The organism is Proteus sp. G2626, assembly GCF_009915985.1.
GTDB classification, from domain to species: Bacteria; Pseudomonadota; Gammaproteobacteria; order Enterobacterales; family Enterobacteriaceae; genus Proteus; species Proteus vulgaris.
The window spans coordinates 31,482-58,462 of sequence record NZ_JAABNH010000016.1; the positions used below are offsets into that span (position 1 = coordinate 31,482).

The following is a 26,981-nucleotide window of genomic DNA, read 5'->3' on the forward strand; positions in this document are numbered from 1 at the left end:
GATGCCCTTATGGGCTTTTTTTATATCTAAAATCCGGTGCTTCGGCATCGGAAGGAGTTTTTATGGCTAAGAATTATGTACAACAGGGTGGCACAATTGCTCTGATTAATGGCACAAAAGAGATCATTAAAAGTGGTCAACTGGTGCACGTTGGCGCTATTGCTTGTGTTGCGATCACGGATATTCAACCTAACGAAACCGGTGATGGTTTTGCAGAAGGTGTTTTCTTGCTGAATAAGAAAGCTGGTATTGCCTTAAAAGCCGGCACTACGGCGTCCGTTAAAGACAATATCGTGGTAGATACAGGTGGTACACCTGCCGGTGTGGTTTGGGATGATGCGGATGCATCGAGTGAAAATGTCACCGTTAAACTCAATGTCTTTGTGCCATCAACTGGCGCACCTCAAGGTTAAGGTCAACACCGATGAATCCATTTGAGCGGTTGGTAAAAAGAATGGATAACGTGACCGAAGAACGGATGGGGGTTCCCATCCGTATAAATGGTGTTTTTTATCAAGCACTAGAATCTCACTTTATCCCTGAATTGGGGCCGATGAGCGGTGATGGGGTGAGTTATGTTATTTTTTCGTCAACCTATCAACCTGACCGTAAGGATCCGGTTGAAATTGATGGCAAAACTTACCAAATCACGCGATATCAAAAGTTTAATGGTAAACCACATATTTGGATTAAATAGGTGGGTGATATGAAAGGGTTAGAGCAAGCCATTAAAAACCTAAATAGCATTAATGATGAAATGGTACCGAAAGCAACGGCAATGGCGATCAACCGTGTTGCTCGCCGTGTCATTAGCCATAGTGTTAAACGGGTTTCAGCTGAAACCAAAGTGCCTCAACGCCTGATCCGTCAACGTGTTCGACTTAGTCGAGCGAGTAGTCGCTATAAAACGCCTCGTGCTAGATTAGTGATAAACCGGGGTAATTTACCCGCCATTGCTTTGGGTAGTGCTCGCGTTCAACTATCAAGAAAACGAGGTAATCAGAAAGGAGCAGGGAGTGTGTTGAAAGTGGGCAAATTTTCTTTTCCTAATGCCTTTATTCAACAGCTTGATAATGGGCGCTGGCATATTCTTCAGCGCGTTGGGAAAAGTCGTTATCCCATCGAAGTAGTTAAAATTCCGCTCGTCACACCGTTAACAACGGCTTACACCGAAGAGTCAGAGAAGCTTATTGAATCTGATATGCCTAAAGAAATGGCATCGGCCTTAAAGCAACAATTACGGCTTTATATAAAAGGGAGGGTTTGGTGATCAAACACACACAGATCCGACACGCAATTAAAGGGGCGATTGAGCCTCATGCTAATGGGGCGACAGTCTTTGATGGTCGCCCTTTTTTTGTGGATGAAAACGACTTCCCAGCGGTTGCCGTGTATATCACGGATGCTGTATCAACAGGTGAAAACCTTGATGAAGATAGCTGGCAAGCGATTGTTCACATAGAAGTTTTTCTGAGTGCGAATAGCCCTGATGCTGAATTAGATAAATGGGTTGAAGCTGTGATTTATCCCGCACTGACCTCCATTCCCGCACTGTCCGATCTTATCGAAAATATGACCCCTAACGGCTACGACTACCATCGTGATGAAGAAATGGGGTTGTGGGGTTCTGTCGATCTCAATTATCAAATTAGTTACTCAATGTAAAAGGAATCATTATGCCTACACCAAACCCATTGGCACCCGTAAAAGGTGCTGGTACCACGCTTTGGATTTATAGCGGTACCGAAGACCCATTAAAAGCGCCGTTTGATGATACGGATTGGACGCGACTGGCAAAAATTAAAGAGTTACAGCCGGGTGAAATTACCGCAGACAGTTATGACGATACGTATCTTGACGATGAAGATGCAGATTGGAAAGCGACTGCTCAGGGGGAAAAATCAGCAGGTGAAGCCAATATTACGCTGGCATGGAAACCGGGTGAGCAAGGACAAAAAGATCTGGTTGATTGGTTCCAGCTGGGAGATGTTCGCCACTATCGTATTCGTTATCCGAATGGGGCAGTCGATATTTATCGTGGCTGGGTCAGTTCGCTGGGAAAAACGGTACCCGCAAAAGAAGTGATCACCCGCACGATTAAGATCACTAATAGTGGTCGTCCAGCTCTTGCTGAAGAAATTAAATCAGCGTCAGAGCAAGGAAAAAGTGCGCCCGTTATTAAAAAAGACAATGAATAAAAGGTAACAGTATGTTTTTAAATAAAAAAGAGTTTACTTACGGCGGTAGTTCTGTTGTGTTGTATGAATTGTCAGCACTACAGCGCATTGAATACTTTGATTTTTTAGTCGAGCAATCAGAAAAAAACGACGATATTGAAAAAGTGGAAGGCGTTAAAAAAACAGCCCTGATTATTCGTGCAAACACAGAATCAAATGCCTGGTTAGTGTCTCGTTCATTAGCGCACGGTGGATCGGGTGATGTTGAGCTAATTTACAATGATGTTCTTTCTACATGGAATCCTGAAGCACTTGCTCTTGCAGCTAAAGAAGTGCTGGTGATTAGTGGGATGGCACAAGTTGAAAGCGCGGAAAATGAAAATATTCACAGTGATGCACAGGAAGAGTCACTGGAAAAGTAGTTGCCCGTGAACATCAATTTATCCTGCGTTTGTCACATGAATTTAAACGTGCTGATTGGCGCAGGATGCTCAGCGAAATGACAGCGACCGAGCTCGCTGATTGGTTACACTTCTTTAATGAAACTCCCTTCACCCTCCAACTTATCGATCATGCCTTTTCTGGGCTCAACTTTACTGTCGCCAGTGTTTTTGGTGGCAGTGATAATTTGTCTCCAGAGGATTTTAGCGTGTTGTTACGAAAATCCGCTGTTGATATGGACGATGAAACCATGATGGCGGTCAGTGAAGGGATAGCGGGCGGAGTACGATATGAGCCAACAAATAGCGGATCTCACGATTAATTTAGGCGCTGAAACAGCAGATTTCAGCCAGCAAATGGGGCGTGTTGAACGTCAACTGCAAGAAACCGCAGAAAAAGCCGAAGCCAGTCAACGACGCATGGCTCAACTGGTTGAACAACAAGCGCAAACTGCTCGCAGTTCAGCAGAGAGTACTGCGCAATCTCTTCAAGAACTTAACAATCAACAAGAAATTTCTCAGCAACAACGAGCGGATTATTATCAGCGGATCGCACAGGAAGAAGCGCGCGCAGCTATTGAATCACGCAAACAAGCAGATGCTTTTTTAGAGCAATCCCAAAGTGTTGGGCAAACGAGAGATGCACTCAAACAACTCACTGAGGTTTTAAATAAATCAACAAAGGCTTATGACAAGCTCAAAATTACAGGTGAGCAGTTTGCCGAAATTCAGAATGTCACTAAATCAAGAATAAAGGCGATACAAGATCAACAAGATGCGAATACTGAAAAATACTACAAACAAATCGAAGCCGTTAAAGGATTATCAGGTAGTGCATCAGCGTTAAGAGCCATTCAGGCTCAGTTAAACCAAGAAGTGAAGAAAGGCACTATCCATCAGCGCGATTATCAGGTGCTTATTTCTGCTATTACTTCAGAGTCAATGAAGTTACGCCGAGAAGAAGAGTCTCTAACACAACAAAAAACACGGTTTATTCAGCGACTAAAAGAACAGGTTGCCACTCAAAATTTAAGTCGTGAACAGATGTTGCGTTATCAAGCCTCTCAACTTGGTGTCAGTTCTTCAGCTGAGATCTATATTCGTCGTTTATCTGAATCGAACAAAGAAACTAAAGAGTTTGATAAAAACAGCAAGTCATTATCTGGCCGTCTTCAGAGTATTGCCAATTCCTTTAATATGGGCTCACTGGTTCGTGGTGGTATTTGGGGAGGAATTACTGCTGGTTTAACGGGCGTTGCAAAATTAGCTTATGATGCAGAAAGAGAGTTTTCCCAATTTAACAAGCAGTTGATATTAACGGGTAACTACGCCAATAAATCTGCCAGCCAATTAAATGAAATGGCGCGAACCCTTGCAGGTGGCGGTATTACGCGTGGTGAAATGGCATCATCCATTTCGAGTGTGGTCGGTACAGGCGTATTTTCAAATAATGAAATTTCTCGTGTTTCAAAAGCGGCCGCACAGATGAATTACATCACTGGGCAGGCGATTGATACCACGATTGATCAGTTTAAACGCTTGCAAGATGAACCACTTCAAATGTCGCTTGAATTAGAAAAAGCGAATCATCATCTCACAGCATCCCAATTAGAGCAAATCAGAACACTCGAATTACAAGGTAATAAAACAGAAGCAGCTAAGCTGGCAATCGATGCTTATGCGCAATCTATCAATGATGGCGCTAATGATATTGTTGAAAATTTAGGGTTCTTAGAATCCGCATGGAAGGGGGTTCAGGACGCGGCCAAAAAAAGCTGGGATGCAATGCTTGATATTGGGCGAACAAAAGACTTAAGACAACAAGTTAACGAATATGAGCGGATATTAGTTGATTTCCAAATAAATCCTGCATCAAAAGGTATTTTCTTTGCTGAAACCAATATGACGCCAGATGAGTTAAAAACCAAGGTGGCTGAACTCAAAGAGAAACTAGCTGATATTGATCTTAAAAAGGCTCAGGATCAAGCTGAAAAAGTAGCTAGCCAATCAGAGGTAAATAAATTCCGAATTAAACAAGAATTCTATAATAAATATGCAAGCTGGGAAACAAAGAGGAATGCAGAACTTACAAAGTTAAACGCTAATAAGCATGCATTATCTGAAGAAGAGTATAAAGAATATGAAAAAATGATTAATTATCGACTAAGAGACCGTCAAATGCCGGGTTCTGGTCGAAGTAAATCATATACAGTTCCAGCAGGTGATAAAGAAGAGGAAAAAGCTTCTCGTGATTTATTGGCATTACAAGCTCAGTTAGAAATTCTTAAAAAGCATCAGAGTGCTAATGATGTTATCAGTCAACAACGTAAAGAGCTTCAAAAAGAACAGGCGCAATTTGCAATTCTAGAAGAGGTGCAATTAACGCGCCGATTAACTAATGCCGAAAAATCTTTACTATCCAATAAAGAAAACATTCTTGCTCAAAAGGAAAAACTTGCATTAGTGGGTGATGAAGTTGCTTTGCAAGAACGCTTAAATAAGATGCAAGATCAGGCTGATAAATATATTGCTCAGCAATCGGAAAAGCGCTCAGCTATTGAAGAAAGTATGGGTAAATCAGCAAGGGAGCAACAACGGTACTTAGAGCGCGCCCAATTGCTTGCTGGACAAAAAGACAGTCCACATCTGAATAACATGTTAGCTGAACAACAAAAGACCTATGAAGTTGAAGATCAGAAACGGGCTGATTGGTTAGCGGGTGCCCAAACAGCATGGGGCAATTATAAAGACACAGCACTTGATGTTAACTCTCAAGTACAAAATGCAACATCGATGGCGCTTAATGGGTTTAGTAGCCAACTAACCAACGTATTGTTTGAGGGTGAAGCCAATTTCAAAGACTTTACAAAATCGATTCTTAAAATGCTAACGGATATTTTAATTAAAATGTCTTTGGTTAAAGGAATAGAAGCGATGGGCTTGGGTTTTGGTGCGCCAGTTGCGAATGCGGACGGTGGAGTTTACAACTCAGCCAGTCTAAGTGCTTACAGTGGGCAGATTGTTCATAAACCTACCATGTTTGCGTTTGCAAAAGGTGCGGGCTTGATGGGAGAAGCTGGGCCAGAAGGTATTTTCCCTTTGCGCCGTGGCGCTGATGGGAAGCTGGGTGTTATTGCGAAAATGCCTAATCAGGGAGGAGGTGTTACTCAGCATTATCATATTAATATACAAAATGACGGTAACAATGGTCAGATAGGGCCTGAAGCATTGAAAAAAGTTTATGAAATCAGTAAACGAGGTGCTCAGGACTATATTATGAGCCAGCGTCGTGATGGTGGGGCTATGTAGATGGAAATATTTAAGTGGAAAGTTAAACCTGATATGAAAAAGGAGTTTGAGCCTCGAGTAAAATCAGTGAAATTTGGCGATGGCTATGAACAGCGTCGCCCTGATGGTATTAATAATAATCTAAAAAAATACAATGTAACGCTGATCTATATAAATAGTGAAAGCTTACAGATTGAATCATTTTTAGAAAAACATGCTGGTGTTACCGCATTTTTATGGAAGCCACCTCATCAATCAGACTTAGTTAAGGTACTATGTCGAAAATGGTCGTCTTCAGTAGGGATGATTAGAACTGACATAACGGCTGAATTCGAACAAGTTGTATCTTAAATATTGTTAATTGAGGACATATGAAAAAACTTATATTGATAGTTTTATTATTTCCATTTTTTACACAAGCTGAAGTTTCAGAAAAAGATTTTATTATTGATACGATTAATATAACTTGTGCGGAACATAAAGATCCTGAGTTTTGCCGTTGGCAGGTAGAAAATATAAGCGCTGTATCAAGTATAAATACATTAACTTATTACAGATGTAAGCTTGATAATAAAAAAGACAAAGAGTGTCTAAGAGCAGTAGAGATGTTTGATTATATACAAGGACAGTATGATAAAAATATGAACGATATGAAGAAATGATAATATTAACTTAAAGACCCGCTTCGGCGGGTTTTTTATTGGAGCTAATATGCAACATATTCCTCCTGAAATGCGAATTAGTGTTACCGAACTCTCCTCCACTGATGCTTTGCTTGAACTTTACGAATTTGATTTAACCAAAATAGGCGGTATTCGGTACCGCTTTTTTGATGGACTCAATCAGCGTAAAGAACCGTTAATCTGGCAAGGAAATACCTATGAACCTTACCCTGTGAAAGGTGAGGGATTTACCTTCAATGGCAAAGGCCCATCAGGGCGACCCACTATTACATTGTCTAATTTATTCGGGCTCATTACTGGTATTGCCAGTCAGCTAGATAGTGCAATTGGTGGGCTGGTGGTACGTCGCATTGTCAGCACACAATTTTTAGATGCGGTCAATTTTCCCCAAGGTAATCCTAATGCCGACCCGTCACAAGAGATTGTGACACGCTGGATCATTGAGCAGATGACCAGTTTAAATTCAGTGACTGCTACCTTTATGTTGGCGACACCCAGTGAAACCGACGGATTGATGCTTCCTGGTCGCGTTATTTTGTCAGATATCTGCCCTTGGGGATATCGCTCTGAAGAGTGCGGATACAAAGGGGCTCCTGTTGCCGATGAATGGGGAAAGCCAACTACCGATCCGTTAAAAGATAAATGCGGTAAGCGTCTTAGTGATTGTAAGTTACGAAAAAACGAGTCACGTATAGGCGCGTTTGTCTCCACGTCCCGCATTGGTAACAGTTAATTCCCTTCTAAGGTATTTCTTATGATTGAACAAGCAATTTTGGCGCATGCGAAAGAGCAAGCGCCATCGGAGGCATGTGGTTTATTAATAAGTACCGCGCAGGGTGAACAGTATTTACCTTGTGTTAATCAGCATGCCGATCCGAAAAACCATTTCACGATTTCTTTTAATGATTTTATTCGCGCCGAACAGCAGGGCGAGGTGATCGCGGTTGTACATAGTCACCCTGACGGCCAACAGTACCTCAGTACATTAGACCGACAACTGCAGGTGAACAGCGCATTGCCGTGGTGGGTGGTCTGTGATGAAAAAATTCACAGCTATCAGCCAGTACTTCATCTGTTAGGTCGCCAATTTGTTCATGGCTCAACAGATTGTTATGGGTTGTTTCGAGACGCTTACCATTTGGCAGGGCATGAATTGCCTGACTTTGAGCGCCATGATAATTGGTGGCGACAAGGTAAAGAACTGTACCTCGATAATATGGTGAGCAGTGGTTTTCGACAGGTAAAAAAAGAGGCACAACCCGGCGATATTATTTTGTGTTGCTACGCCAGCTCTCGCGCCAACCATGCGGGGATCTATTTAGGCAATCAAACGATTTTGCATCACATTCCAAACCAACTTAGCAAACGCGAGGAGTATAACGAACGATGGCAACGAATGACGCACTCAATTTGGCGTTACCGCGATTGGCAACCTTCCGACTTTACGGGAATTTGCAACGATTTGGACGTCGCTTTGAATTAAATGTGAATACTGCCTCTGAAGGGCTTCACGCGCTTTTTATTCAAATCCCAGCATTACGCCTCGCCATTCGTGATGGTTGGTATCAAGTCCGTATTGCCGGTACCGATATTTCCCCGCAAGAAATTCATCAAAAATTCAATGAAGCTTTACCTGATAATGCGGTCGTTCATATTGTGCCGAAATTATCAGGGGCTAAAAACGTCGGCGTTTTTCAGTTTGTTGCGGGTGCCGCCTTATTTTCACTGGGATGGTGGGGGCCTGCGTGGATTTCCGCAACAGTGGCGACTTCTTTGATGGCAGGTGGTGCGGCCATGATGATTGGTGGTGTCGCTCAAATGCTGATCCCCGCACCTAAACCCCCTAATTTATCTCGTGGTGATGAAGAAAAAGGCAATACCTATTTTAGTAATCTTGATAACGCAGTTGCACAAGGGATGCCAGTACCCATTGCGTATGGCGAAATTATGTGTGGTTCACGCGTCATTTCACAATCTGTTGAAATTATGGATGACAGTGATGGCGAAGATATCGATGCCGGCAAACACGGTGGTTAAGAGGAGTTCGTATCATGGGTAAAGGTGGTGGTGGTCAAAAAACACCGTATGAGGCACCAAACGATTTAACATCACGGCAAAAAGCCTCATTAATTGATTTAATCAGTGAGGGACCGATTGAAGGTCCTATTCATATTCAAGGCTCGATGGATGATTTAGGGTGTATTTATTTGGATGATACGCCTGTGATAGACGGCTCTGGTAATAGCACCATTAATGGGATGTATGCACAATGGCGGGCAGGGACATTAGAGCAACCGGCAATGAGTGGCTTTACCGCGTCTGCGAATGAAGTGCCGGTGGGGATTGAGGTTAAATATAATTCCCCCGTCACTCGTACTATTACCTCACCCAATATTGACCGTTTACGTCTAACCTTTGGTACACAAGCACTGGTTGAAACTAAAGATAATGGTGATCGCGTACCGACTTCTGTTCAATTACAAATCCAAATCCAGCGCAATGGGACGTGGATAACAGAGAAAAATGTCACGATTAATGGCAAGCGCTCCAACTCACCTTATTTAATGGCCGTTGTGTTGGATGATTTACCGCCCGTTCCGTTTAGTGTACGCATGATCCGTATCACTCAAGATAGCACTTCTGACAAAATTCAAAATAATACCGTTTGGTCGAGCTATTCTGAATTAGTGGATATTTCACAAACTTATCCGGGCTCTGCGGTTGCAGGATTGATGTTTGATAGTGAACAGTTTGGCAATAAATTTCCACGCCGCAATTATTTAATTAAAGGGCGTATTATTCAGGTGCCGAGTAATTATGATCCAGATAAACGGATTTATACAGGGATTTGGGATGGCACCTTTAAACCGGCATTTACCAATAACCCAGCATGGATATTATGGGATTTATTAACTCATCCTCGTTATGGGATGGGGAAACGTCTTAATATCAGTGAGGTCGATAAGTTCGCTCTGTATGCGATTGGTCGTTATTGTGATGAACAGGTTGATAATGGGTTCGGTGGAAAAGAGCCCCGCATGACGTGCAATGCCTACATTACGGATATGCGCAAAGCCTATGATGTCATGGGGGATATGTGTGCCATGATGCGCATTATGCCGGTCTGGAATGGGCGAACATTAACCTTTATTCAAGATAGATCGTCTGATGTGGTGTGGCCATATACTAACGCCAACGTGATTGATGGTAACTTTCAGTATAGTTTTAGCGCATTAAAATCGCGTCATACTGCCATCGAGGTTCGTTTTATTGATCCCGATAATGGCTGGAAAACCAGTGTTGAGCTGGTTGAAGATGATGCCAGCATTGCCCGCTTTGGGCGTAATGTCATGCGCGTCGATGCCTTTGGTTGTACTAGCCGAGGACAAGCTCATCGGCATGGTCTTTGGTTATTAACCACGGAAAAATTAGAGACACAGACGGTTGAGTTTACTGTTGGCAGTGAAGGCTTGCGTCATATGCCGGGTGATATTATCGAAATTGCCGATAACTATTACGCGGATAATCAAATTGGTGGACGCCTAACACACATTGATTACGTATCAAAAACATTAACCTTAGATCGCAATATCGACACACCCAAAAGCGGTAAATCAAGCGTCACACTCATCAATGCACAAGGTGATCCGCAATCTTATGAAGTGCTGAATTATCCCGCATCCAATCAAATAAATCTGGATACCTTACCGTTAGGATTACGAGAAGGCGGGATTTGGACATTAACGTTCCCATCTTTACGCCGTAGATTATTTCGTGCCATTAGTTTAGCTGATAACGGTGATGGCAGTTTTACGGTTATTGCTGTGCAACACATACCCGAAAAAGAGGCGATTGTTGATAAAGGCGCTAAATTTGAGCCAAAGCCCGATACGCCACTGGGTGGATTTATCCCACCGGTTGAAAACCTTTCTGTGGATATCGAATCGGATGCGAGTGCGTGGCAAGTGGAGGCGAGTTGGAACACGCCTTATTCCAGTCGAGGAGTCGATTTTTTATTAAAACTCACTACGGGTGATCGCATTGTTGGTACCGCTTCAACCACAGATACGATGTATCGTTTTGGTGGTTTGCCTCAAGGAAATTACGTTTTATCCGTTGCACCTCAAAATGATCGGAAACAAAAAGGCGAGGTGGCCACAACATCATTTGCAATTAATCCACCCTTACCACCGAGTTATATTGAAGTGGAGTCAGGTTATTTTAGCTTGGGTATTATTCCGCGTTCTGGTGGCCAAAATAGCCTACGTGCACAGTATGAGTTTTGGTTTTCAGAAAAACAGATCACCGATATTTGCGAAGTGGAAAGTCGCGCTGAATATTTAGGTGTTAGCTCTATGTGGGTTATACAGGGGCGCAACCTAAAAGCAGGGCATACCTATTATATTTATGTTCGCAGTATAAATTCCGTTGGAAAATCAGTATTTGTTGAAGCGAAAGGGGAGCCTAATAGTAATACCAAAGAAATACTCGATGAGCTAGACGGCCAGTTCATGACAACAGATGCCGGCAAACAACTCAGTGATAAATTAGATTGGAACGCTGAGACAGTACTCATTCTTAGTAACGCTGACTCTCAACTATCACGCAGTTTGTTAGTGAAACATGGTCAATCTCAAGCTGGAATCAAAGAGCTATGGCAAGTACGTGCAACGGATAACGAAGCATGGGCACAAACTGTTACTCAGCTCTACTCATCAATTGATAATGCAGAGAACACGTTTAACTCTGAAATCAAAGAAGTTAAAACAACGATTTCTGATTTAGATAAAGCGTTCGGTCAAACAACTACGGAGATCCGCACAGAGTTAAAAACAACTAACCAAAATTTAGCCGACACCAACCAGAAGTTAGGCAATACAGATAAAGAAGTCGGTCGTATTCGTGCAGATGTTGCGACGAACAAAGAGGCGATATCTGAAACTAATAAAGCAATGGCTAAATCTGAAGAACAGGTACAGGCGCAATTTGGCAAACAGCAGGGCATGATTAACCAAAAAATGCAGGCTGAATTTAGTCAAACCGGTGACGGTGTTGTCACACACTCAATTAATATCACGATTGTTCATGACAAGGTTAAATATAACGCAGCAGGACAAGTAATTAGTGCTCAAGTTAAGAATGGAAAGCTTGAAAGTTTCTTTGGTTACAATGCGAATAACTTTGCTTGGTATAACCCAGCAAATGGCAAGATGGAATTATTCATGTATGCCAAAAATGGGCGGTTGTTTATGCGTGAGGCCTTTATTAACGAGGCGTGGTTAAATTCTGTTGTTGTTACCGAATACATTAAATCTGGCGACTATGTTCCTGGTAAAAGTGGTTTTTTAATTGACGGTAAAACTAGCAATATTGAAATGAATAAAGGAACGTTCCGAGGTGAATTAGATATAGGAACAAACAAGACGGGGGCGCATACCGTTATTACAAATGAACGGATTGCGGTTTACGGTGATAAAGGAGAGCTTAGGATTGAAATAGGGAAAATAACAGGAGTTTAATTAATGTATGGTGTTTATGTTAAACCAGAAATCGGCAACGAATATTATTTAGATGCTGATGATAATCAAGTAATGGGGTATTTAGGAACGATAAATATTGGATATAGATTCGGGCACTTCCCTCGTAAAGGGTGGAATGCATTAAAACATAATATCGTCGAATATGAAAAATATAAAATCATTATTATACCCAGAATAATTTCTCGGACATGTAAAATACCCGGTTCATATTACTGGTTCTCATCTAATGTCACTGATTACAATATAGCTGGCGATAATTTTAATTTTTATGTAGATGAGGAGCCTGCAGGGGCTAGAGTATATACAGAGGATTACGATTCTGAGGAGAATGATCCAGACTTTAAATTTGATTTTTATGGTTATCCAAAAACAAATAATGAATCATACGGAATTAGACTACATGGAATGAACGGTATTAGTGAGCTTACGCCATCGATGCGAGGGTATTGTGTATTTGCTGAAGTCGTGAAAATAAATGCGGGTAAGCATAATGGATGGAGAATACCATCACACATTACAAGTGAAATGAGCCCCGTTATCTTTGCGCGCCCAAAAAATTCTAGTGCTGTATTTTCATATACTAAAACTAAAGGGCTAGTTGTTAGTCATTCATGTGAAATGTATGTCGTTATATTTTGTACTAACTTTAAATTAAACCCACCCAAATATGGCATTGTGATTTATAACGAGAAAAAAGAAATTACATTTTCATCCAACTATAAACCTATGAAACTCGGAGAGACGACACGATTTAGTAATCGGAATGGCGCTTCATTCTATAAACTAAAAAAACCGATGATTATTCCGGACGCGCAGTTTGTTAACTGGAAAATAGAAGGAACAAATCGAGATGATGTTGTCTATCTAAGGACTGGCTTTGGCTTTAGAAATGATAGTAATAGTGTTTATTGGGATGATATATACAGTATAGGTTCAGAATATGGTGGCTCTTACGGCGCAATTGGCGGTAATGCATTTAAAATAGAATTTAATATTTATGGCATCGAACTCAGCGACTACTTCAATATTTAATTAACCCTCATTTATACCTCTAGGAAAACTTATTTATGATATACACAACAGGCACTGTTAACACAGTGTCAGGGTCTGCTATTGTTCGCGGAACTGGCACTAAATTTAAAAATAATAATCCAGCCATTAATATCGGAATGACTATTTTAATTAAATCGGGAAACACGAATATTCCGTATATGATTAAATCCGTTAATTCCGATACTGAATTAGTATTAGCTCATCCCGCATTAGCCACAGCAACTAACGCCACATTCTCAATTCATATTACAGAACCCGATAATAATAGTGATGCAGCAAGAACCATGGTCGCTATTAATGCATACACACAATATTTCCTCGATGCGATGAGTGCGTGGATGAGTGAAACGGGTCAGACGAAAATTGAGATGCCAAATGGTGAAGTTGTCACACTCGATAGCATTAAAAAGATGCAGAGTGATATTAGTAATAAATTTGATAAAAAAGGTGGAACCCTAGAAGGGAATTTAATTTCAAATGGAATAATTGAAGCCTATGGTGGCTCTTTAGCTGCGGTCATTCCTAATGGTGTGGGCGCACAATTAAATGTATCGGGCTCTCAACCCGTAATGCACTCCAGAATTAATTCCACTTCTGGATGGAGAACTCATAATTTCCCTGAAAAATCAGGAACTCTAATGCAGGTGGGTGATTATGGTTTAGGCTCTAACGCTACTTATCGTGGAAATGACGAATTAAAAGATACGTTAATCCCAACTAACTTTTTTTCAATGGGTGGCGGGGTTACAAGTGACCACTTCGGTTATTATGGTTCTGGCGTTAATATATATTATAACAGTGATATTGCATTCAGGATGTTTGTTTCTGTCCTCGGTATACTCACCAGTGAATATTATAGCAAAAGTGCTAATTTAATTAGGCGTCACGTTACATGGGGAACATTAAATACCACTGTAGACCCTCAAGGTTTCATCAAAAAAGCCTCTCCAGTAATCAATATCAATCCTGACAGCACATTTACAACTAACGACGAATCCGAAGGCGCTACGGTTACTCGAATAGCAAAAGGTGAGTATCTTATCGAAGGTGTATTGGGTTTTAACTCAGATGCAGGATGGGGTGGAGTCGATGGCGGCATTGAAATTCCACTCGATGTAAATAAACAACCACTGATATGGGTTAACTCTAAAGTTAACAAAGATGGCTCCATTCTCGTTAAAACGTATCACCGTACTCACCCTAGCGCACCTAAGTTCGCCCGTAATAATATTGATGGTTTCAATGATGGCGACCCGATTGATATCCCTGATGGTCGTTTTATTTCTGTTCGTGTACAGATGCCAGAGCAATCAATCTATAACGTGAGAATGTGTGAGATTGAAGAAGCTCAGAAAGAAGAGGAACGCAGACAAAAAGAAGAGGAAATAAAAGAGCAATTTGGGAATGATGAATTGTTGTAACTATTAACTGTATTGGCTCAATATTAGAACTTATGCTGTTATAGCATTGAACTATATGTGAGCCAGTAGTCTGCTTTGTGCCAGAAACGGACATAGAAAACACGATGTTATAAGATTAGGTGCATATCTCCGATCGCATTCATTGGACGTAATGATCGTACTAAGCCGATCTCAAAGGAAAGCATTAATCAGGTAATTGAGCTATTAGGATAAAAAGGAAGGCTGACGGGGAATGGTTTTCGTCACACATTGAGTACCATTCTGCACGAAGAAGGATTCAACTCTGCATGGATCGAAACACAGCTTGCACATGTGGTTCAGAACGCTATTCACGGGGCTTACAATCATGCACAGTATTTGGAAGGGAGACAACAGATGATGCAGTGGTATAGTGATTACATAGATAGCTTGTCTAGAAATAAACTTCCGCAATTTTTTCTTCAAAAAAAGCAGTATGAACAATAAATCTAGTTGATGCATACAAAGGTTTATTGTCGATAGCAAGAGGAGCGTCACAATCATGAATGTACAGAAAACCAAATTTTCATCTAAAGAATTTTTAAGGCGCCGTCGCCCTGAAAAGTTTTCTGATTCAACAATCAGAGAGACTGGTACTTTAGATAGAGTTGTACTGGAACACTTCCTCTCTACGCTAAATACAAGAAATCAAGAATTACAATTCGAGGATTTTGCAAAAAAAATATGTGAAAAAATAATTTGCCCTAATCTCCTTGAACAGACTGGTCCTGTAGCAGGGGGGGATGGTAAAACTGACACACAAACATACCCTGTTTCGGAACAGAATAAGCTTCTTTGGTTCGAAGGTGTTAATGAAGCATCAAATAAAGAACGTTGGGCCTTTGCGGTAAGTACACGTAAAGACTGGAAGAAAAAATGTCATGAAGATGTACTTAAGATAAAAGAAACAGAGTGTGGGTATACTAAAGTATTTTGCGTAACGAATCAATCTGCAAAGTCCAATATTCGTTCAGAGGTTGAGGATACACTAAAAACAAAAACTGGAATAGATGTCCGTATATTAGATATTAATTGGCTATTAGATCAAATTTACAAAAATCATTTTGAGCAATTGGTCATTGATTCATTGTCAGTTCCAACGCAATATAAAAGAGAAGTTATTTTTGGAGAAAATGATTATAAGAAACATAAAAAATATGAAGAATTAACCGAGTATATTAGAGAGAAAATAAACCCTGCTGAAATTTCATATGAACAAGTGGATATATTTTTAGAAATTGCAGAGTTAAGCGCTGAACTTGAGAAACCACTAATTGAAACACAAGGTCTATTTGAAAGAGCTATAAAAATCTCAAAAAAATTCGGGACTAATCAACAATTGCTAGATGCGTATTATCAATACGCCTGGAAATCTCATTTTTGGATGGAAGATTTTAATCTCTTCGAAGAAAATCTTCAATTAGCGTATGAAAGTATAGCATCATCAACTAATTCCTCAAAATGGGAAAAAGTTTTAAATTTAGTAACCGTTCATAAAAGTTATATTAGACTTAACAACGCAACATCTACAATCGACATTGAGAATATTGAACGTAACATGCTCGCCAAACTAGATGAGATAGCTGACGATGATTCACGTCCCAGTAATGCGCTCACAGCGAGAACTCACAAAGCCATTTATAAACTGACAACGTTTTCAGATGTAGAAGATGCTTCGGTTGTATTTGAAGAGTTACATGAAATTTTTAAAAATAGCGGGAATTTAATAGGCTATCCGTTTGAGAAAAACTTCCAACTTTTGAACGAACTAGATGACATTTTTTTCGATGTAGATGCATATGAAAATTTATTAGACTATATGACTGAGCAATCTGTTGTTAGAGGTGGTGAAGTTAAAGGGGCATTATTAAATCTGCGAAGAGGTATAAAGAGGCTTCAAAATGGTCACCCTTATCAGGCAATCAAGTATTTAGGAAAATCTTTTATTCCACTCTATAAAGAGGAATCACGAGATAAATTTATATTAGCATTAAAAGCTATTGCTTATGCTTACGAATCCATTGGATTGCTATGGAGTTCACGTTCATGCTTGCTTCTATCCGCTTCTTTGATTACAGATAACTTCTGGAAGTATGATGAGATATCTTTAAAGCAGGCTGAAATTTATTATAATTTATGTCTAACAGAAATAAAACTAGGGAAATTAGCACATGCTCTTTTATGGTATGAACTGTTTTTAATAATTAACGAGAATATCAGTGATAGCTCGTTCGGCGATAAAGAAAATCAGCAAGTCGATTTTTACATAAGTCAACTCATTTTGAACACTGACCTAAAGGGAATAAATCGACAGAGTAATATCCCCGATGAACTCGATAGACTAGGCCTTTTTGTATCATCGGGATGTCTTAAATATGCTTTAGGTTATATTGAAGATTTTGAACGTGAGTACGGAGTTACTGCCGATAAAGATCATAATGATTTCTTGCGAAAAATACGTGACTTTGATACAGGATTTAATAGTAAGGGCATAAAAGATAACCATGACAAACGAGGAGTACATACATCTTTTATTTTTGGATGCACTATAGAAATTAACTTTCCGAATCGGTCACCATTTATAGAGTTTTCAACTAATGTCTTATCACTTTTAGAGGGTGCTTTTGCAACCTGTACGATTGACAACATCTATCTTAAAGAAGCATTTCTAATTATTGAAGTAATAGCAGATAACGATGATGACTTATCCTTATCACATGAAATAAATAGCAATAGTGGAAAACTAAATCTTACAATAAATTGCGTTGGTTTTGATGTAAGTGATTTTAGAATCGAGGCGCAACAAGAAATCACTAATGGATTCAAAGGATTAGTGTTCAATCTTCTCCCCGAGTTATTTTTTATAAAAAATACAGAATACATTGAAAAAATGATCTTCGAAGATGCTGCATTCGACAGAGCAATTAGTTTTGGTGCCTGTATCAAATCTATTGAAAATGTTCTTGGTAATGATATTGATCAACAAATTAAGAAAATTTATTCCGCCAGTTCTGAAAAGAAAACTTACCCTCTTTTAAGAGATAAATCCTGGGATAGTGAATTTTCGAAAGTGTTGGAGATCGAGGATATAAAAGCCCCAACACCCGGTAAAGGAAGAATGCCTGAAGAGGAACTTAATTTCGAAAATATAACACATAAAGATTATTCCATACAAAGTCTAATCAAACCTCGTCTATGGGATAGAACACGCTGGCAAGGAGTAGGTTTCGCTCAATTAAAATCGTGTTATCCAGGATTATATCTATTATTTAAACACTCCGATATAGGTGAGGATATTTTTAAAGATCTTATATCATCAGTAGGCTTGGTAGATAGTAAAGCCAGATTACGGGTTTGTATTGTCAAGGGCATCTCAGTTAAAAACCCAACTCATTATAGAGTACTAATATCTGAAAATATGATGACAACTCCATTAACTAAAAGAATGACAATGATCAGTAGAATTAATACGATGACTCCTGATAGCAATGTCAATCTAGAAAGATTTCTTACTGCGTATCAGGCCTGTGGAAAATTCTATCTTGGATGTGATGCGATGTTAAAAAATATTGTTCCTGAGCATCCACAAAGAGATAGTTTAGGGATAGAAATGAGTACGTTAGATGTTAGGTGGGCTTGGGAAATTGGGTTAAATGATGTTGATTGTATTGGGGTTAATTTAAAAGAAGATGACCCCTATATTCCTAATGATGTAGCTGAGATCCCATTATTGCAATTGATAAACAGTAAATAAAATGTTTGCCAAGAATACCGCCTTTTAAGGGGGCGGATTCTAAACAAATATTTAGCCTCTTCACTAATACTATTAGTGTTATTGCTTTCACAATAAATTGCTGACCTACTCCCCATTGCTTAACAAGCATCGAAGTAAGTATACATTCTGAACTTCCGCTTTTCGCTCATAGAGGACTACTCAATTAGTTATACCTCATGAAAAGGTAATTATCTTAAATTTGAGCTAATACTAATTACTCTGTTTTCAAATACTGCACCGAATTTGCATCAGGCAACCTCTTACTTCTCTCGCGATAAAACGCTAATCGTTCATTAAAGTACGCTCTCAAATGTGCTGGTTGCTGTCGTTCAACTACGGATGCAACAACTGGCATGTTTAGTCGTTCTTTATACGCGACACCACTTGCAGCTAAATCGACATTGGTTTTGTTTTTTTCTTCTTGAGATAAGTTTGCAAGGTTTATAACGGATCTAATTAGTTTTTTGAGAGTATAGCGGGTGGATTAAAAATGAGTAAACTAATTAAATATTAATTGAACTTCATAAAATAAATGGTTAAGAATATTAATATTTTATTATTAGTGGTATTTTATACAGCTTGCTTGAACTATATTTCTTATATCCGATTTATTTAATTAGTATGGAGGATTAATGTCATTTTATAAATATATGACAACTACTACGGGTAAAATAATACTTGAAAACAGTACACTTCGATGGTCGAGTCCAAGTGTTTTTAATGATGTTGATGAGTGTCAATTTTCACCTTTCTCTGATAGTGAGTTTGAATCAGCAAATAATGCTGTATTTAAAATTTTAGCTAATTGTGCTGCGGGTCATCTAATATATAATTTTAATACGTTTACTTTTGATAAACAGATGATAATAGGGCTTTTAAAGAAAGATATTGAAAATGGTATCGTGAGTGGCAATAGTTATTTTGATTCATTTAAAAAAATTGTTCCTAGTATGGAAGATTTTTTCCGTGAGTATATAAACGTGGGACTTATTAATTGCGCTCGTGTTCTGTGTGTGACATCGGACTATGATAATAATCTAATGTGGGCCCATTATGCGGATGAGCATCGAGGTTGTGTATTTGAATTTGAAAATGTGTATAAAGAGGCTCCAGATAGACTTCATCAAGGATCTGTACAGTATGTAGATGAACTTAAAAGTTCTACAACCGCAATTGAGTTACTATTATATGGAGAGACTAAATCTATTCACGATGCTCTTATTAAAGATGTTTTCTTTTCAAAAAAATCCGCATGGCAATATGAAAAAGAATATAGATTATTATTTAGTGAAAGTTTTGGTGTAATCCAAAGTAGAATTAACTTTCAAACAAATGAAAAAACATGGGCTGTCAGTGGACAATCCAATCAATTATATACTGATGTAGAGTTTGCTCCAGAGTCATTACTTTCAATTACTTTTGGAGTCAGAACTCAGGCTACTATAGTTGATGAAATTATATCTATTGCACGTAGTAAGAACCCTCGGTGTACGTTTTATCAGATGATAAGATCCGGAGGATCTACAGTACGTCATCGCATGCAAATTTAGTTTTTCTTTTTTAAAGGGTGTTTTAAGCCCAAATAGCCATTTGTAGTCTTAATATATGGTTATCAAAACCAATGAAAGTATTATGGTAATCAAGTAGTTATAAAAAGGCATATTCATGGTCTTTTGAACCAAATAAGAATAAATATACTTTAATAAACAAATAGTTAATAATGACGGGTTTATATAATGTTACGCCACATGGGTTGGACAGAAGCCGCTGACTTAATCATTAAAGGTATGGAAGGGGCGATTGCCGCTAAGACTGTCACTTATGATTTCGAACGTCAGTTAGAAGGCGCTAAACTGCTGAAATGTAGCGAGTTTGGTGACGCGATTATCAAACACATGTAATTGTTGATTTGATAAATAGTTAACGGGAGCTTATTAGTTCCCGTTTATTTTTTGTACTATAAAATTCTTCCCCAAAATATCCCCAAAACTCTTCCCAAAAATTGTTCAATTAAACAGCAATAATTTGCCATTCTTTGCCTCTATCGTCGTGGTATTTATCGGTCATATTTTGTGTTTTATGCCCCAATAATTTTTGTGTATTAATTCCTTGTTCTCGATAAAGTCGTTCGGATAAAGATCGCTGTTCATGGAAAGTTGGTGCCGTACCTTTTTCCCAAGTTAACCCACATTTATCTCGTGCTTTTTTAAATGTTGTGGTTAACGTATTTGGTGTGACTTGTTCACCGCGTTTCGCTTGTGCGGTGGTATGTCGATAATGCACGAGATATTTGCTCACAACGGCATCACGACATTGAGCTACAACATCCCTTAAGGAGAGATTGATAGCTTCACATTTAAGCGAGAGAGGGATGGCCAACTAGTTTTATTTAAACTAAAAGTCGAGGTTCGATACCTTGATGGCGGCCTAATTAAATATAAAGCTTCTCATCTATTTTTTATTTTAATCTATAGAAAACTTGATATTAGGAGCATAAACTCTTAGGAGTTATTATGACAGGACTAAATCAAACAAAAGTAATTAGTCGAGTTTTACAATGGATTAGTAGTGTTGGCCTGATATTACTTGCAATTATTTTAATAATTTTTTAGTTAAAGAAACTATTATCCTTGCTAATTTATTGTTTACAGTTAGTGATCCAGTTTCAATTTATTTATTAGTTGATGGACTTATCATTTACTTTCTTTATTTTGAATTTATTGCATTAATTATTAAATATTTTCAATCAAATTATCACTTTCCATTGCAATATTTTATTTATATTTCAATAATTGCGGTAATTAGGTTAATTATTGTTGAACATAAAAATCCTCAGTTACTTATTGTTTACTCAGGAACGATACTGCTACTTGTTATTGCATTATATATATCTAGTGCTGAAAGATTGAAACCTAATTAAATTTATAAAAGTAGTAAAAAAAGCATAATCTTACTAATATGAATACAGTTATGATCCACTATAATCAGATTATATGAATGTTTCATATGAGGTAGTAAGAATGTTTAACTCTGTTACAGATATTCACAAAAATAATTTTGTTGGTAAAAAAATTATTGTAGGGATTAGCACTTGTTTATTAGGGAATAATGTTAGATTTGATGGTGGTCATAAGCGCTTTCATCTTGCCGTAGATGAACTATCTGATTATTTTGAATATCAATCGGCTTGTCCTGAGATGGCTATTGGTTTACCTACACCAAGACCCGCACTAAGATTAGTTAAATCAAATTCAGGAGAAATTGCATTAAAATTTAGTAACGGGAGTGAAGGTGATTTAACTGAAAAGATGAATCGGTATTCTGTTGAGTATTTAGAGAAATTTAATCAGTTTAGTGGGTATATTGTTTGTGCAAAATCACCAAGTTGTGGATTAGAGCGTGTTCGTGTATATGATCCTATTGGTAATGGTAACAGGAAGGCAGGGACGGGTATTTTTACAGAAAATCTGAAAAAAATGATGCCTTGGTTACCAATAGAGGAAGATGGACGATTGAATGATCCTCATATAAGAGAAAATTTTGTTATACGTGTATTTGCACTGGATGCGTTGAATGAATTGAGAATGAACGCATTTACTCGTCAGTCTTTAATCGATTTTCATACAAGATATAAACTGCTCTTATTGGCTCATTCACAACCTCTTTATAGAGAGTTAGGTCGCTTTGTTGCTAATAATAAAGAATGGCATTCATTGGAAGCTTTTTTTGATGAATATCGAAATAGATTTATGACATTATTACAGTACCAAGCAACACGACGTAATCATACCAATGTTCTTATGCATATACAGGGGTATTTTAAGCGCTATTTAACACCAAATCAGCGACAAGCATTAAGTCAATTGATTTTAGAATACCGTCAAGGAATACAGCCTTTATTAGCACCTTTAACATTAATTAATCATTATCTATCAGAGTATCCTGATAATTATTTGAGTAAACAGCGATATTTTCATCCTTATCCTCAATCCTTAAGATTACGTTATGGATTATAATAAACTTATTGATAGGAGGAAAATATGATACGTTCTTTTGTCATTTTTTTAAGTTCATTTATTCTTACTGGATGCAATGTTATTCCTCCGAGTGACATTGAGCCTGTTAATAATTTTGATCTATCACGTTATCTTGGGCAGTGGTATGAGGTCGCTAGAATAGATAATCGTTTTGAAAAAGGCTTAACGAAAGTTACCGCAAATTATTCATTACGAGATGATGGTGGTGTTAAGGTTATTAATCGAGGTTGGAGTCAAAATAAACATCGCTGGAAAGAAAGCATCGGTAAGGCTTATTTTGTTGGTTCATCTAATAAGGGTGCATTAAAAGTATCATTTTTTGGTCCATTCTATGGTGGATATAATATCATCAAATTGGATAAAAATTATCAATATTCTTTGGTTGTAGGGCCAGATAAAGATTATTTATGGATATTATCACGTACACCGACCATGCCATCAAATTTGTTGAATGAATATATTAATTTTGCAACATCATATGGATTTGATAGTAACAGGATCATAATATTTTAATAAAAAGGTATATAACTGAATTTAAATACTATCTAATTTGATGGTATTTAATTATGATTTGAAAATGCCTATTCGTATTATCCATTATAATAACACTGGTAATGATTATTTACACCTAAGAGCATGGGGATTTATGAGTTAGTGTTATCCAGGCCAGTTGTTTTGTTTTTATTGGTGAATAAAATGTGCATTTTTCTGATTTTTTATTTATATCGTTCTCGATTTTAGTTGTTTGTTTAACTGACTGATTTTTATCATCATTAGTTATTATAATGAAAGTAATTATAAAAAATAAAGAAATAAGAAATAAAATAATATATCGCACTTGATTACTCCGTTTCATAAATATTATTTATTATTTTATGAATAAATTTATAAATATGTACAGTAATAAATAAGAATTACTATATTTTTATAAATCATCTCGAAAATCTCTTAATAATTTCTCTTTATATTAATCATTAATGGACACTCCTCTGGGGGTGACTATGCGTATGGATAAATTAACCAATGTTACCTATGGAACAGCAGGCCTAACGGCCTTTTTTGCCAGTCTCTCTTTATATGAATGGGGATTTGTTATTGGGATGGCGTTTAGCATGGTTCTTGGTTTAGCTACTTATTTTATGACTCGTCGAGAAGCGGAGTCAGCACTATGTTATGGAAACCTTTAATCATCATCATCGCTGGTGGTATTTATCTCTTGATTGATAACTCATGTACTAAAGACCAAGTTAGTTTAGAAAAACGTTGTCAGATTGCATTCTCACATCATCGGTATTAATTATGAGATACGGGAAACTCTATGCCATCATCGCGATGGTAGGCATCATTGTGGGTGGCTATTGGGTGATTAACAGGCAAGCTAACAGGATTAATCTGTTGATAGAAAAAAACAAAGAACTAACGATTGCACTCGAAGAACAGAAGTCTATTAACACTAATTATCAAGCACGCATAATGCGATTAAATTAGTTGGATATTCAATATACGCAGGAGCTAGCGAATGCTAAGAATGAAATTAGTCGGTTGCGTGATATTAGCGAGCGTCATCCTGAGCGGGTGTATATCAAAGCCGAGTGCCCCAAAAGCAAAACCACTCCCGCCACCAGCTTGGCTTATGCAACCACCGCCCGACCTACTGACACCGCTATCCGAAATTATTGGTTACTCAGAGAGCGAATTGCAGAGTCAGAGCAGATGATTAAAGGGTTGCAGAGCTATATTGAAGCAGAGTGTTTATATTAATTTAACCCTCCTTGTGCATTTATAAAGTTTTCAGCAATAATATTTCCTAATTCATTTGGAATCGATAGCCCCACATCAGTGGGGCTTAATCGTTAACCACCGCGAGACATTTTCTCAATTTTTTTATCCGTATTGTATTGAGAAAGCGCATAAACCGACCAGATAGCCGCAGGGATCCATCCGATTAATGTGATTTGTAGGATAAGGCAGAAGATACCAGCAAATGGGCGACCAATCGTGAAAAATTGTAACCAAGGTAGTAATAACGCCAGAATAAGTCTCATAAAACCCCCTCTATTATTCGAAATTTCAGTTTATCAATAATTAAATCAATAGCAAATAACAAGGAATATTGCATTTATTCAGGGTGAAAGTTTGCTTTTGTAGTGTTCACTCCAAGGATTGAATTTATGGCGGGAGCATTAGGTAGATTAAATATTGATTTGACGCTGAATACGGCAAATTTCACAAATGCGATCAACCGTAGCCAGCGTTAAACAGAACAATTTGGGTAAAGTATTCGCGTCAGTCTTCAAGCTATCACCGTACAACAAGAGCGAATGTTATCGCAAGCCAATGCAACGGCGAATGCGGTAAGCCGTCCAAGTCGGTTCATATTGTCGCAATAAGATGAAAAAGAACCGTAGAATCTTTACTTCTAGAAAAGGAGAGGGTGATTTGTTCAAAAGTATCAAATAGCCATTTAACTCTATCTATAGTTGCATCTAATATATTTATTCCAAGAGGAATTTTTCGTTTACAGGACATAACTATTACCAAAATAGATTAGCCAATAGTATTAATAAATAAAAATATTGTATTGCGTGCTGGGGTTTTTAATTCATTTAATAGAAAATATAGTTCTTGGGATGCATTAAGAAGTCTGCCAGAATTTGGTACAACAAATCAAATAGGTCGTGATCTTCTTGGTTTACAACGTGTTACTGCTCCTGGGCGTAATTTTTCTATGGATATATCATTGTATTTCTAATGCTGAATTGATAGACAACTATTTAGTTTATTACAATTAGCTAAAGCCTCTTAAATGAGGCTTTAGCAAGATTATTTATATAATATTAGAATTAAATTGGTGGGTAGGTTATTTTATATATTAGTTGATTTATTTTTTTTCTGTTGCCAAAAGCGAAAAAGGTAAGTTAATCCAATAATAATTAGATAAATAATAGGCTCTGGTGTCGGCGATTTTAATGATAAAAAATAATGAATACAGACTAATAATAAGAGTGGATAAAATAGACTATGTATTCTTTTCCATTCTTGATTAAATTTATTTTTTAACCAATCAAATGAACTTATAGCCATCAATAATAAAATAACCCAACATAAAGCTCCTATAATAAGATAAATACGGGAAAAAACTTCGCTAAAAAAGAAAGTAATATTTTCCCAACCTATTTCAAGTAGCAGATAACTTGCTAAATGTAAATTAGCCCAAAAAAAACACCATAATCCTAATAGTTTTCTTACTTGAAATAATGTGTTTAATTTTAAGTAAAAGGAAAACATAGGGATCAGAGCTAATATAATTAATAAACGCAACGTTGTAATTCCAGTAAAATGCTGAATATCTTTTGAAGGATCTGCGCTGAAATTTTGCGTATAAATTGCATAAATAAGCCAAGTGAAAGTCAATAAACCAATAAGATGGAATATTGTTTTTAATAACTTAACTTTTATTCCATATATTGGTTGCATTAAAAATTTCTCCGTAAATCTAAATCTTTATATAAATGCGCTACTTGGTCGCCATAGCCATTGAACAATAATGTTGGTTGCCTTGTAACTTGGCCTAATCCACCTGTGCCTATAAAGCGTTCTGTTGCTTGTGACCAACGAGGATGGCTAACATCTGGATTAACATTTGCATAAAAACCATATTCATGCGGTGCCGAAAGATTCCACGTTGTTGGTGGGATTGACTCAGTTAAACGAATTTTGACAATGGATTTGATCCCCTTAAATCCATATTTCCACGGAACAACAAGGCGAATAGGTGCACCATTTTGGTTTGGTAAGGATTTTCCATATACCCCTGTCGCCAATAATGTGAGTGGATTCATCGCTTCATCGAGTCTTAATCCCTCGACATACGGGTATTGCAAACCGCCGCCAATGAAGCGACTATCTTGTCCACGCATCTCCTGTGGTGCATAACGTGTTTCAAAGGCAACATATTTTGCACGACTATTGGGTTCAACCAAAGAAAGTAAGCTCGCTAATGGAAAACCGACCCAAGGAATGACCATCGACCATGCTTCAACACAACGCATACGATAGATGCGTTCTTCTAATTGAAATTTACGATTAATATCGTCTAAGTTTAAAGTAAGTGGGCGATTAACTTCACCATCAATAGTTAATGTCCATTCTTCTGTTTTCATTGTGTGTGCATACTTAGCAGGATCGGATTTATTAAGGCCAAATTCATAGAAATTGTTATATCCGATTATCTTATCTTCATGAGTTAATTGTAATGAAGATTGATATTCTTCAGGTTGAATAAATTGTAATTCTTTACGGGATGATTTTGGTGTTGCTGGTTTGTTATCTTCAGTAAACCATGAAAATAAATCGGCTTTTACAGTGGATGAAACCGCTATTCCAGCAGCGCCGATACCTAATAATTTTAGTAAATTACGTCGTTTCATCATAAAAACAGATTCAGGTGTGATTTCTGATAGGTTATTTTTCCTGTTTTTTTTCATGATGTTACCTCTACATAATTAAGAAGATATTTGATTGATAAGTTAATTATGCAGAGATGTTT

Annotated in this window: 25 protein-coding genes and 6 pseudogenes; 26 read left to right on the forward strand and 5 right to left on the reverse strand. The window is 37.8% G+C overall.

Features of this window, described 5'->3' with window-relative positions; translation table 11 throughout:
• Positions 1-62 precede the first annotated feature (62 nt).
• The 18 genes and pseudogenes from GWJ05_RS07970 to GWJ05_RS08055 all read left to right on the forward strand — a co-directional run bounded on the left by GWJ05_RS07970 (position 63) and on the right by GWJ05_RS08055 (position 18,374).
• Entirely contained in the window at positions 63-413 is a 351-nt protein-coding gene (locus GWJ05_RS07970) for a DUF2190 family protein (RefSeq protein WP_161681295.1), read from the forward strand.
• An 11-nt stretch (positions 414-424) separates the two neighbouring features.
• Complete coding sequence (locus GWJ05_RS07975) at positions 425-697, forward strand: ATP-binding protein (RefSeq protein ID WP_161681296.1); 273 nt, start codon at positions 425-427, stop codon at positions 695-697.
• 9 nt (positions 698-706) lie between these two features.
• The gene (locus GWJ05_RS07980; RefSeq protein ID WP_161681297.1) at positions 707-1,270 is read left to right on the forward strand and encodes a phage tail protein; all 564 of its coding nucleotides are present in this window, start codon (positions 707-709) and stop codon (positions 1,268-1,270) included.
• The gene (gene gpU, locus GWJ05_RS07985; RefSeq protein ID WP_337247520.1) at positions 1,270-1,665 is read left to right on the forward strand and encodes a phage tail terminator protein; all 396 of its coding nucleotides are present in this window, start codon (positions 1,270-1,272) and stop codon (positions 1,663-1,665) included. The genes GWJ05_RS07980 and gpU overlap by 1 nt, the downstream gene beginning before the upstream one ends.
• A gap of 11 nt (positions 1,666-1,676) precedes the next feature.
• Positions 1,677-2,138 (forward strand): annotated as a pseudogene (locus GWJ05_RS07990) (phage tail tube protein); the annotation flags it as partial.
• A gap of 71 nt (positions 2,139-2,209) precedes the next feature.
• On the forward strand, positions 2,210-2,599 hold the full coding sequence (gpG, locus tag GWJ05_RS07995; protein WP_161681299.1) for a phage tail assembly chaperone G: 390 nt from the start codon (positions 2,210-2,212) through the stop codon (positions 2,597-2,599).
• A gap of 65 nt (positions 2,600-2,664) precedes the next feature.
• Complete coding sequence (locus GWJ05_RS08000; RefSeq protein ID WP_237585105.1) at positions 2,665-2,940, forward strand: phage tail assembly protein T; 276 nt, start codon at positions 2,665-2,667, stop codon at positions 2,938-2,940.
• Positions 2,909-5,926 (forward strand): phage tail tape measure protein, encoded by a 3,018-nt coding sequence (locus GWJ05_RS08005; protein ID WP_161681300.1) that lies wholly within the window; start codon positions 2,909-2,911, stop codon positions 5,924-5,926. Before GWJ05_RS08000 ends, GWJ05_RS08005 begins: the two co-directional genes overlap by 32 nt.
• The gene (locus GWJ05_RS08010; protein ID WP_161681301.1) at positions 5,927-6,256 is read left to right on the forward strand and encodes a phage tail protein; all 330 of its coding nucleotides are present in this window, start codon (positions 5,927-5,929) and stop codon (positions 6,254-6,256) included. It begins immediately after the preceding gene.
• 20 nt (positions 6,257-6,276) lie between these two features.
• Positions 6,277-6,567, forward strand: a complete 291-nt coding sequence (locus GWJ05_RS08015; RefSeq protein WP_161681302.1) for a hypothetical protein — start codon at positions 6,277-6,279, stop codon at positions 6,565-6,567.
• Between the two features lie 49 nt (positions 6,568-6,616).
• The gene (locus tag GWJ05_RS08020; protein WP_161681303.1) at positions 6,617-7,321 is read left to right on the forward strand and encodes a phage minor tail protein L; all 705 of its coding nucleotides are present in this window, start codon (positions 6,617-6,619) and stop codon (positions 7,319-7,321) included.
• A gap of 21 nt (positions 7,322-7,342) precedes the next feature.
• The gene (locus tag GWJ05_RS08025; RefSeq protein WP_161681304.1) at positions 7,343-8,071 is read left to right on the forward strand and encodes a C40 family peptidase; all 729 of its coding nucleotides are present in this window, start codon (positions 7,343-7,345) and stop codon (positions 8,069-8,071) included.
• The gene (locus GWJ05_RS08030; protein ID WP_202612564.1) at positions 7,975-8,625 is read left to right on the forward strand and encodes a tail assembly protein; all 651 of its coding nucleotides are present in this window, start codon (positions 7,975-7,977) and stop codon (positions 8,623-8,625) included. Before GWJ05_RS08025 ends, GWJ05_RS08030 begins: the two co-directional genes overlap by 97 nt.
• Positions 8,626-8,639: 14 nt before the next feature.
• Positions 8,640-12,107, forward strand: coding sequence for a host specificity protein J (locus tag GWJ05_RS08035; RefSeq protein ID WP_161681305.1), 3,468 nt, complete (start codon positions 8,640-8,642; stop codon positions 12,105-12,107).
• Between the two features lie 3 nt (positions 12,108-12,110).
• Positions 12,111-13,160 carry a hypothetical protein gene (locus GWJ05_RS08040; RefSeq protein WP_161681306.1) on the forward strand — a complete coding sequence of 350 codons (1,050 nt, stop codon included), beginning with the start codon at positions 12,111-12,113 and terminating at the stop codon, positions 13,158-13,160.
• A gap of 35 nt (positions 13,161-13,195) precedes the next feature.
• Positions 13,196-14,602, forward strand: coding sequence for a phage tail fiber protein (locus tag GWJ05_RS08045; RefSeq protein ID WP_161681307.1), 1,407 nt, complete (start codon positions 13,196-13,198; stop codon positions 14,600-14,602).
• 129 nt (positions 14,603-14,731) lie between these two features.
• Positions 14,732-15,067 (forward strand): annotated as a pseudogene (locus tag GWJ05_RS08050) (tyrosine-type recombinase/integrase); the annotation flags it as partial.
• Positions 15,068-15,122: 55 nt separating this feature from the next.
• Positions 15,123-18,374 (forward strand): hypothetical protein, encoded by a 3,252-nt coding sequence (locus GWJ05_RS08055; protein ID WP_161681308.1) that lies wholly within the window; start codon positions 15,123-15,125, stop codon positions 18,372-18,374.
• Positions 18,375-18,609: 235 nt separating this feature from the next.
• On the opposite strand, the gene GWJ05_RS08060 is transcribed toward GWJ05_RS08055, so the two are convergent.
• The gene (locus GWJ05_RS08060) at positions 18,610-18,840 is read right to left on the reverse strand and encodes a DNA polymerase III subunit theta (RefSeq protein ID WP_161681317.1); all 231 of its coding nucleotides are present in this window, start codon (positions 18,838-18,840) and stop codon (positions 18,610-18,612) included.
• A 187-nt stretch (positions 18,841-19,027) separates the two neighbouring features.
• Here GWJ05_RS08060 and GWJ05_RS08065 point away from each other — a divergent pair, with 187 nt between their 5' ends.
• Together GWJ05_RS08065 and GWJ05_RS08070 are read left to right on the forward strand one after the other, a co-directional pair.
• The gene (locus GWJ05_RS08065; protein ID WP_161681309.1) at positions 19,028-19,945 is read left to right on the forward strand and encodes a DUF2971 domain-containing protein; all 918 of its coding nucleotides are present in this window, start codon (positions 19,028-19,030) and stop codon (positions 19,943-19,945) included.
• 183 nt (positions 19,946-20,128) lie between these two features.
• Positions 20,129-20,296, forward strand: a pseudogene (locus tag GWJ05_RS08070) (isocitrate/isopropylmalate family dehydrogenase); the annotation flags it as partial.
• A 109-nt stretch (positions 20,297-20,405) separates the two neighbouring features.
• Here the strand turns inward: GWJ05_RS08070 and GWJ05_RS08075 are convergent.
• Positions 20,406-20,774 (reverse strand): annotated as a pseudogene (locus GWJ05_RS08075) (tyrosine-type recombinase/integrase); the annotation flags it as partial.
• 134 nt (positions 20,775-20,908) lie between these two features.
• Between GWJ05_RS08075 and psiE the strand changes: the two are divergent.
• The 6 genes and pseudogenes from psiE (at position 20,909) to GWJ05_RS08095 (ending at position 24,193) form a co-directional block, all read left to right on the forward strand.
• Positions 20,909-21,315: pseudogene (gene psiE, locus GWJ05_RS08080) on the forward strand (phosphate-starvation-inducible protein PsiE).
• 100 nt (positions 21,316-21,415) lie between these two features.
• Complete coding sequence (locus GWJ05_RS08085) at positions 21,416-22,411, forward strand: YbgA family protein (RefSeq protein ID WP_161681310.1); 996 nt, start codon at positions 21,416-21,418, stop codon at positions 22,409-22,411.
• A gap of 24 nt (positions 22,412-22,435) precedes the next feature.
• Positions 22,436-22,945 carry a lipocalin family protein gene (locus tag GWJ05_RS08090; RefSeq protein WP_087802833.1) on the forward strand — a complete coding sequence of 170 codons (510 nt, stop codon included), beginning with the start codon at positions 22,436-22,438 and terminating at the stop codon, positions 22,943-22,945.
• Positions 22,946-23,433: 488 nt separating this feature from the next.
• Positions 23,434-23,619 carry a hypothetical protein gene (locus tag GWJ05_RS18430; RefSeq protein ID WP_052038517.1) on the forward strand — a complete coding sequence of 62 codons (186 nt, stop codon included), beginning with the start codon at positions 23,434-23,436 and terminating at the stop codon, positions 23,617-23,619.
• Positions 23,601-23,729, forward strand: coding sequence for a hypothetical protein (locus tag GWJ05_RS18670; protein ID WP_257474695.1), 129 nt, complete (start codon positions 23,601-23,603; stop codon positions 23,727-23,729). Before GWJ05_RS18430 ends, GWJ05_RS18670 begins: the two co-directional genes overlap by 19 nt.
• 2 nt (positions 23,730-23,731) lie before the next feature.
• Positions 23,732-24,193, forward strand: a pseudogene (locus tag GWJ05_RS08095) (lysis protein).
• Between the two features lie 92 nt (positions 24,194-24,285).
• Here the strand turns inward: GWJ05_RS08095 and GWJ05_RS08100 are convergent.
• The 3 genes from GWJ05_RS08100 to msrP form a co-directional block, all read right to left on the reverse strand.
• Positions 24,286-24,477, reverse strand: a complete 192-nt coding sequence (locus GWJ05_RS08100) for a YqaE/Pmp3 family membrane protein (protein WP_004242485.1) — start codon at positions 24,475-24,477, stop codon at positions 24,286-24,288.
• 820 nt (positions 24,478-25,297) lie between these two features.
• The gene (locus GWJ05_RS08105; RefSeq protein WP_103004775.1) at positions 25,298-25,909 is read right to left on the reverse strand and encodes a protein-methionine-sulfoxide reductase heme-binding subunit MsrQ; all 612 of its coding nucleotides are present in this window, start codon (positions 25,907-25,909) and stop codon (positions 25,298-25,300) included.
• Positions 25,909-26,919, reverse strand: coding sequence for a protein-methionine-sulfoxide reductase catalytic subunit MsrP (gene msrP, locus GWJ05_RS08110; protein ID WP_036937560.1), 1,011 nt, complete (start codon positions 26,917-26,919; stop codon positions 25,909-25,911). The genes GWJ05_RS08105 and msrP overlap by 1 nt, the downstream gene beginning before the upstream one ends.
• Positions 26,920-26,981: the final 62 nt, after the last annotated feature.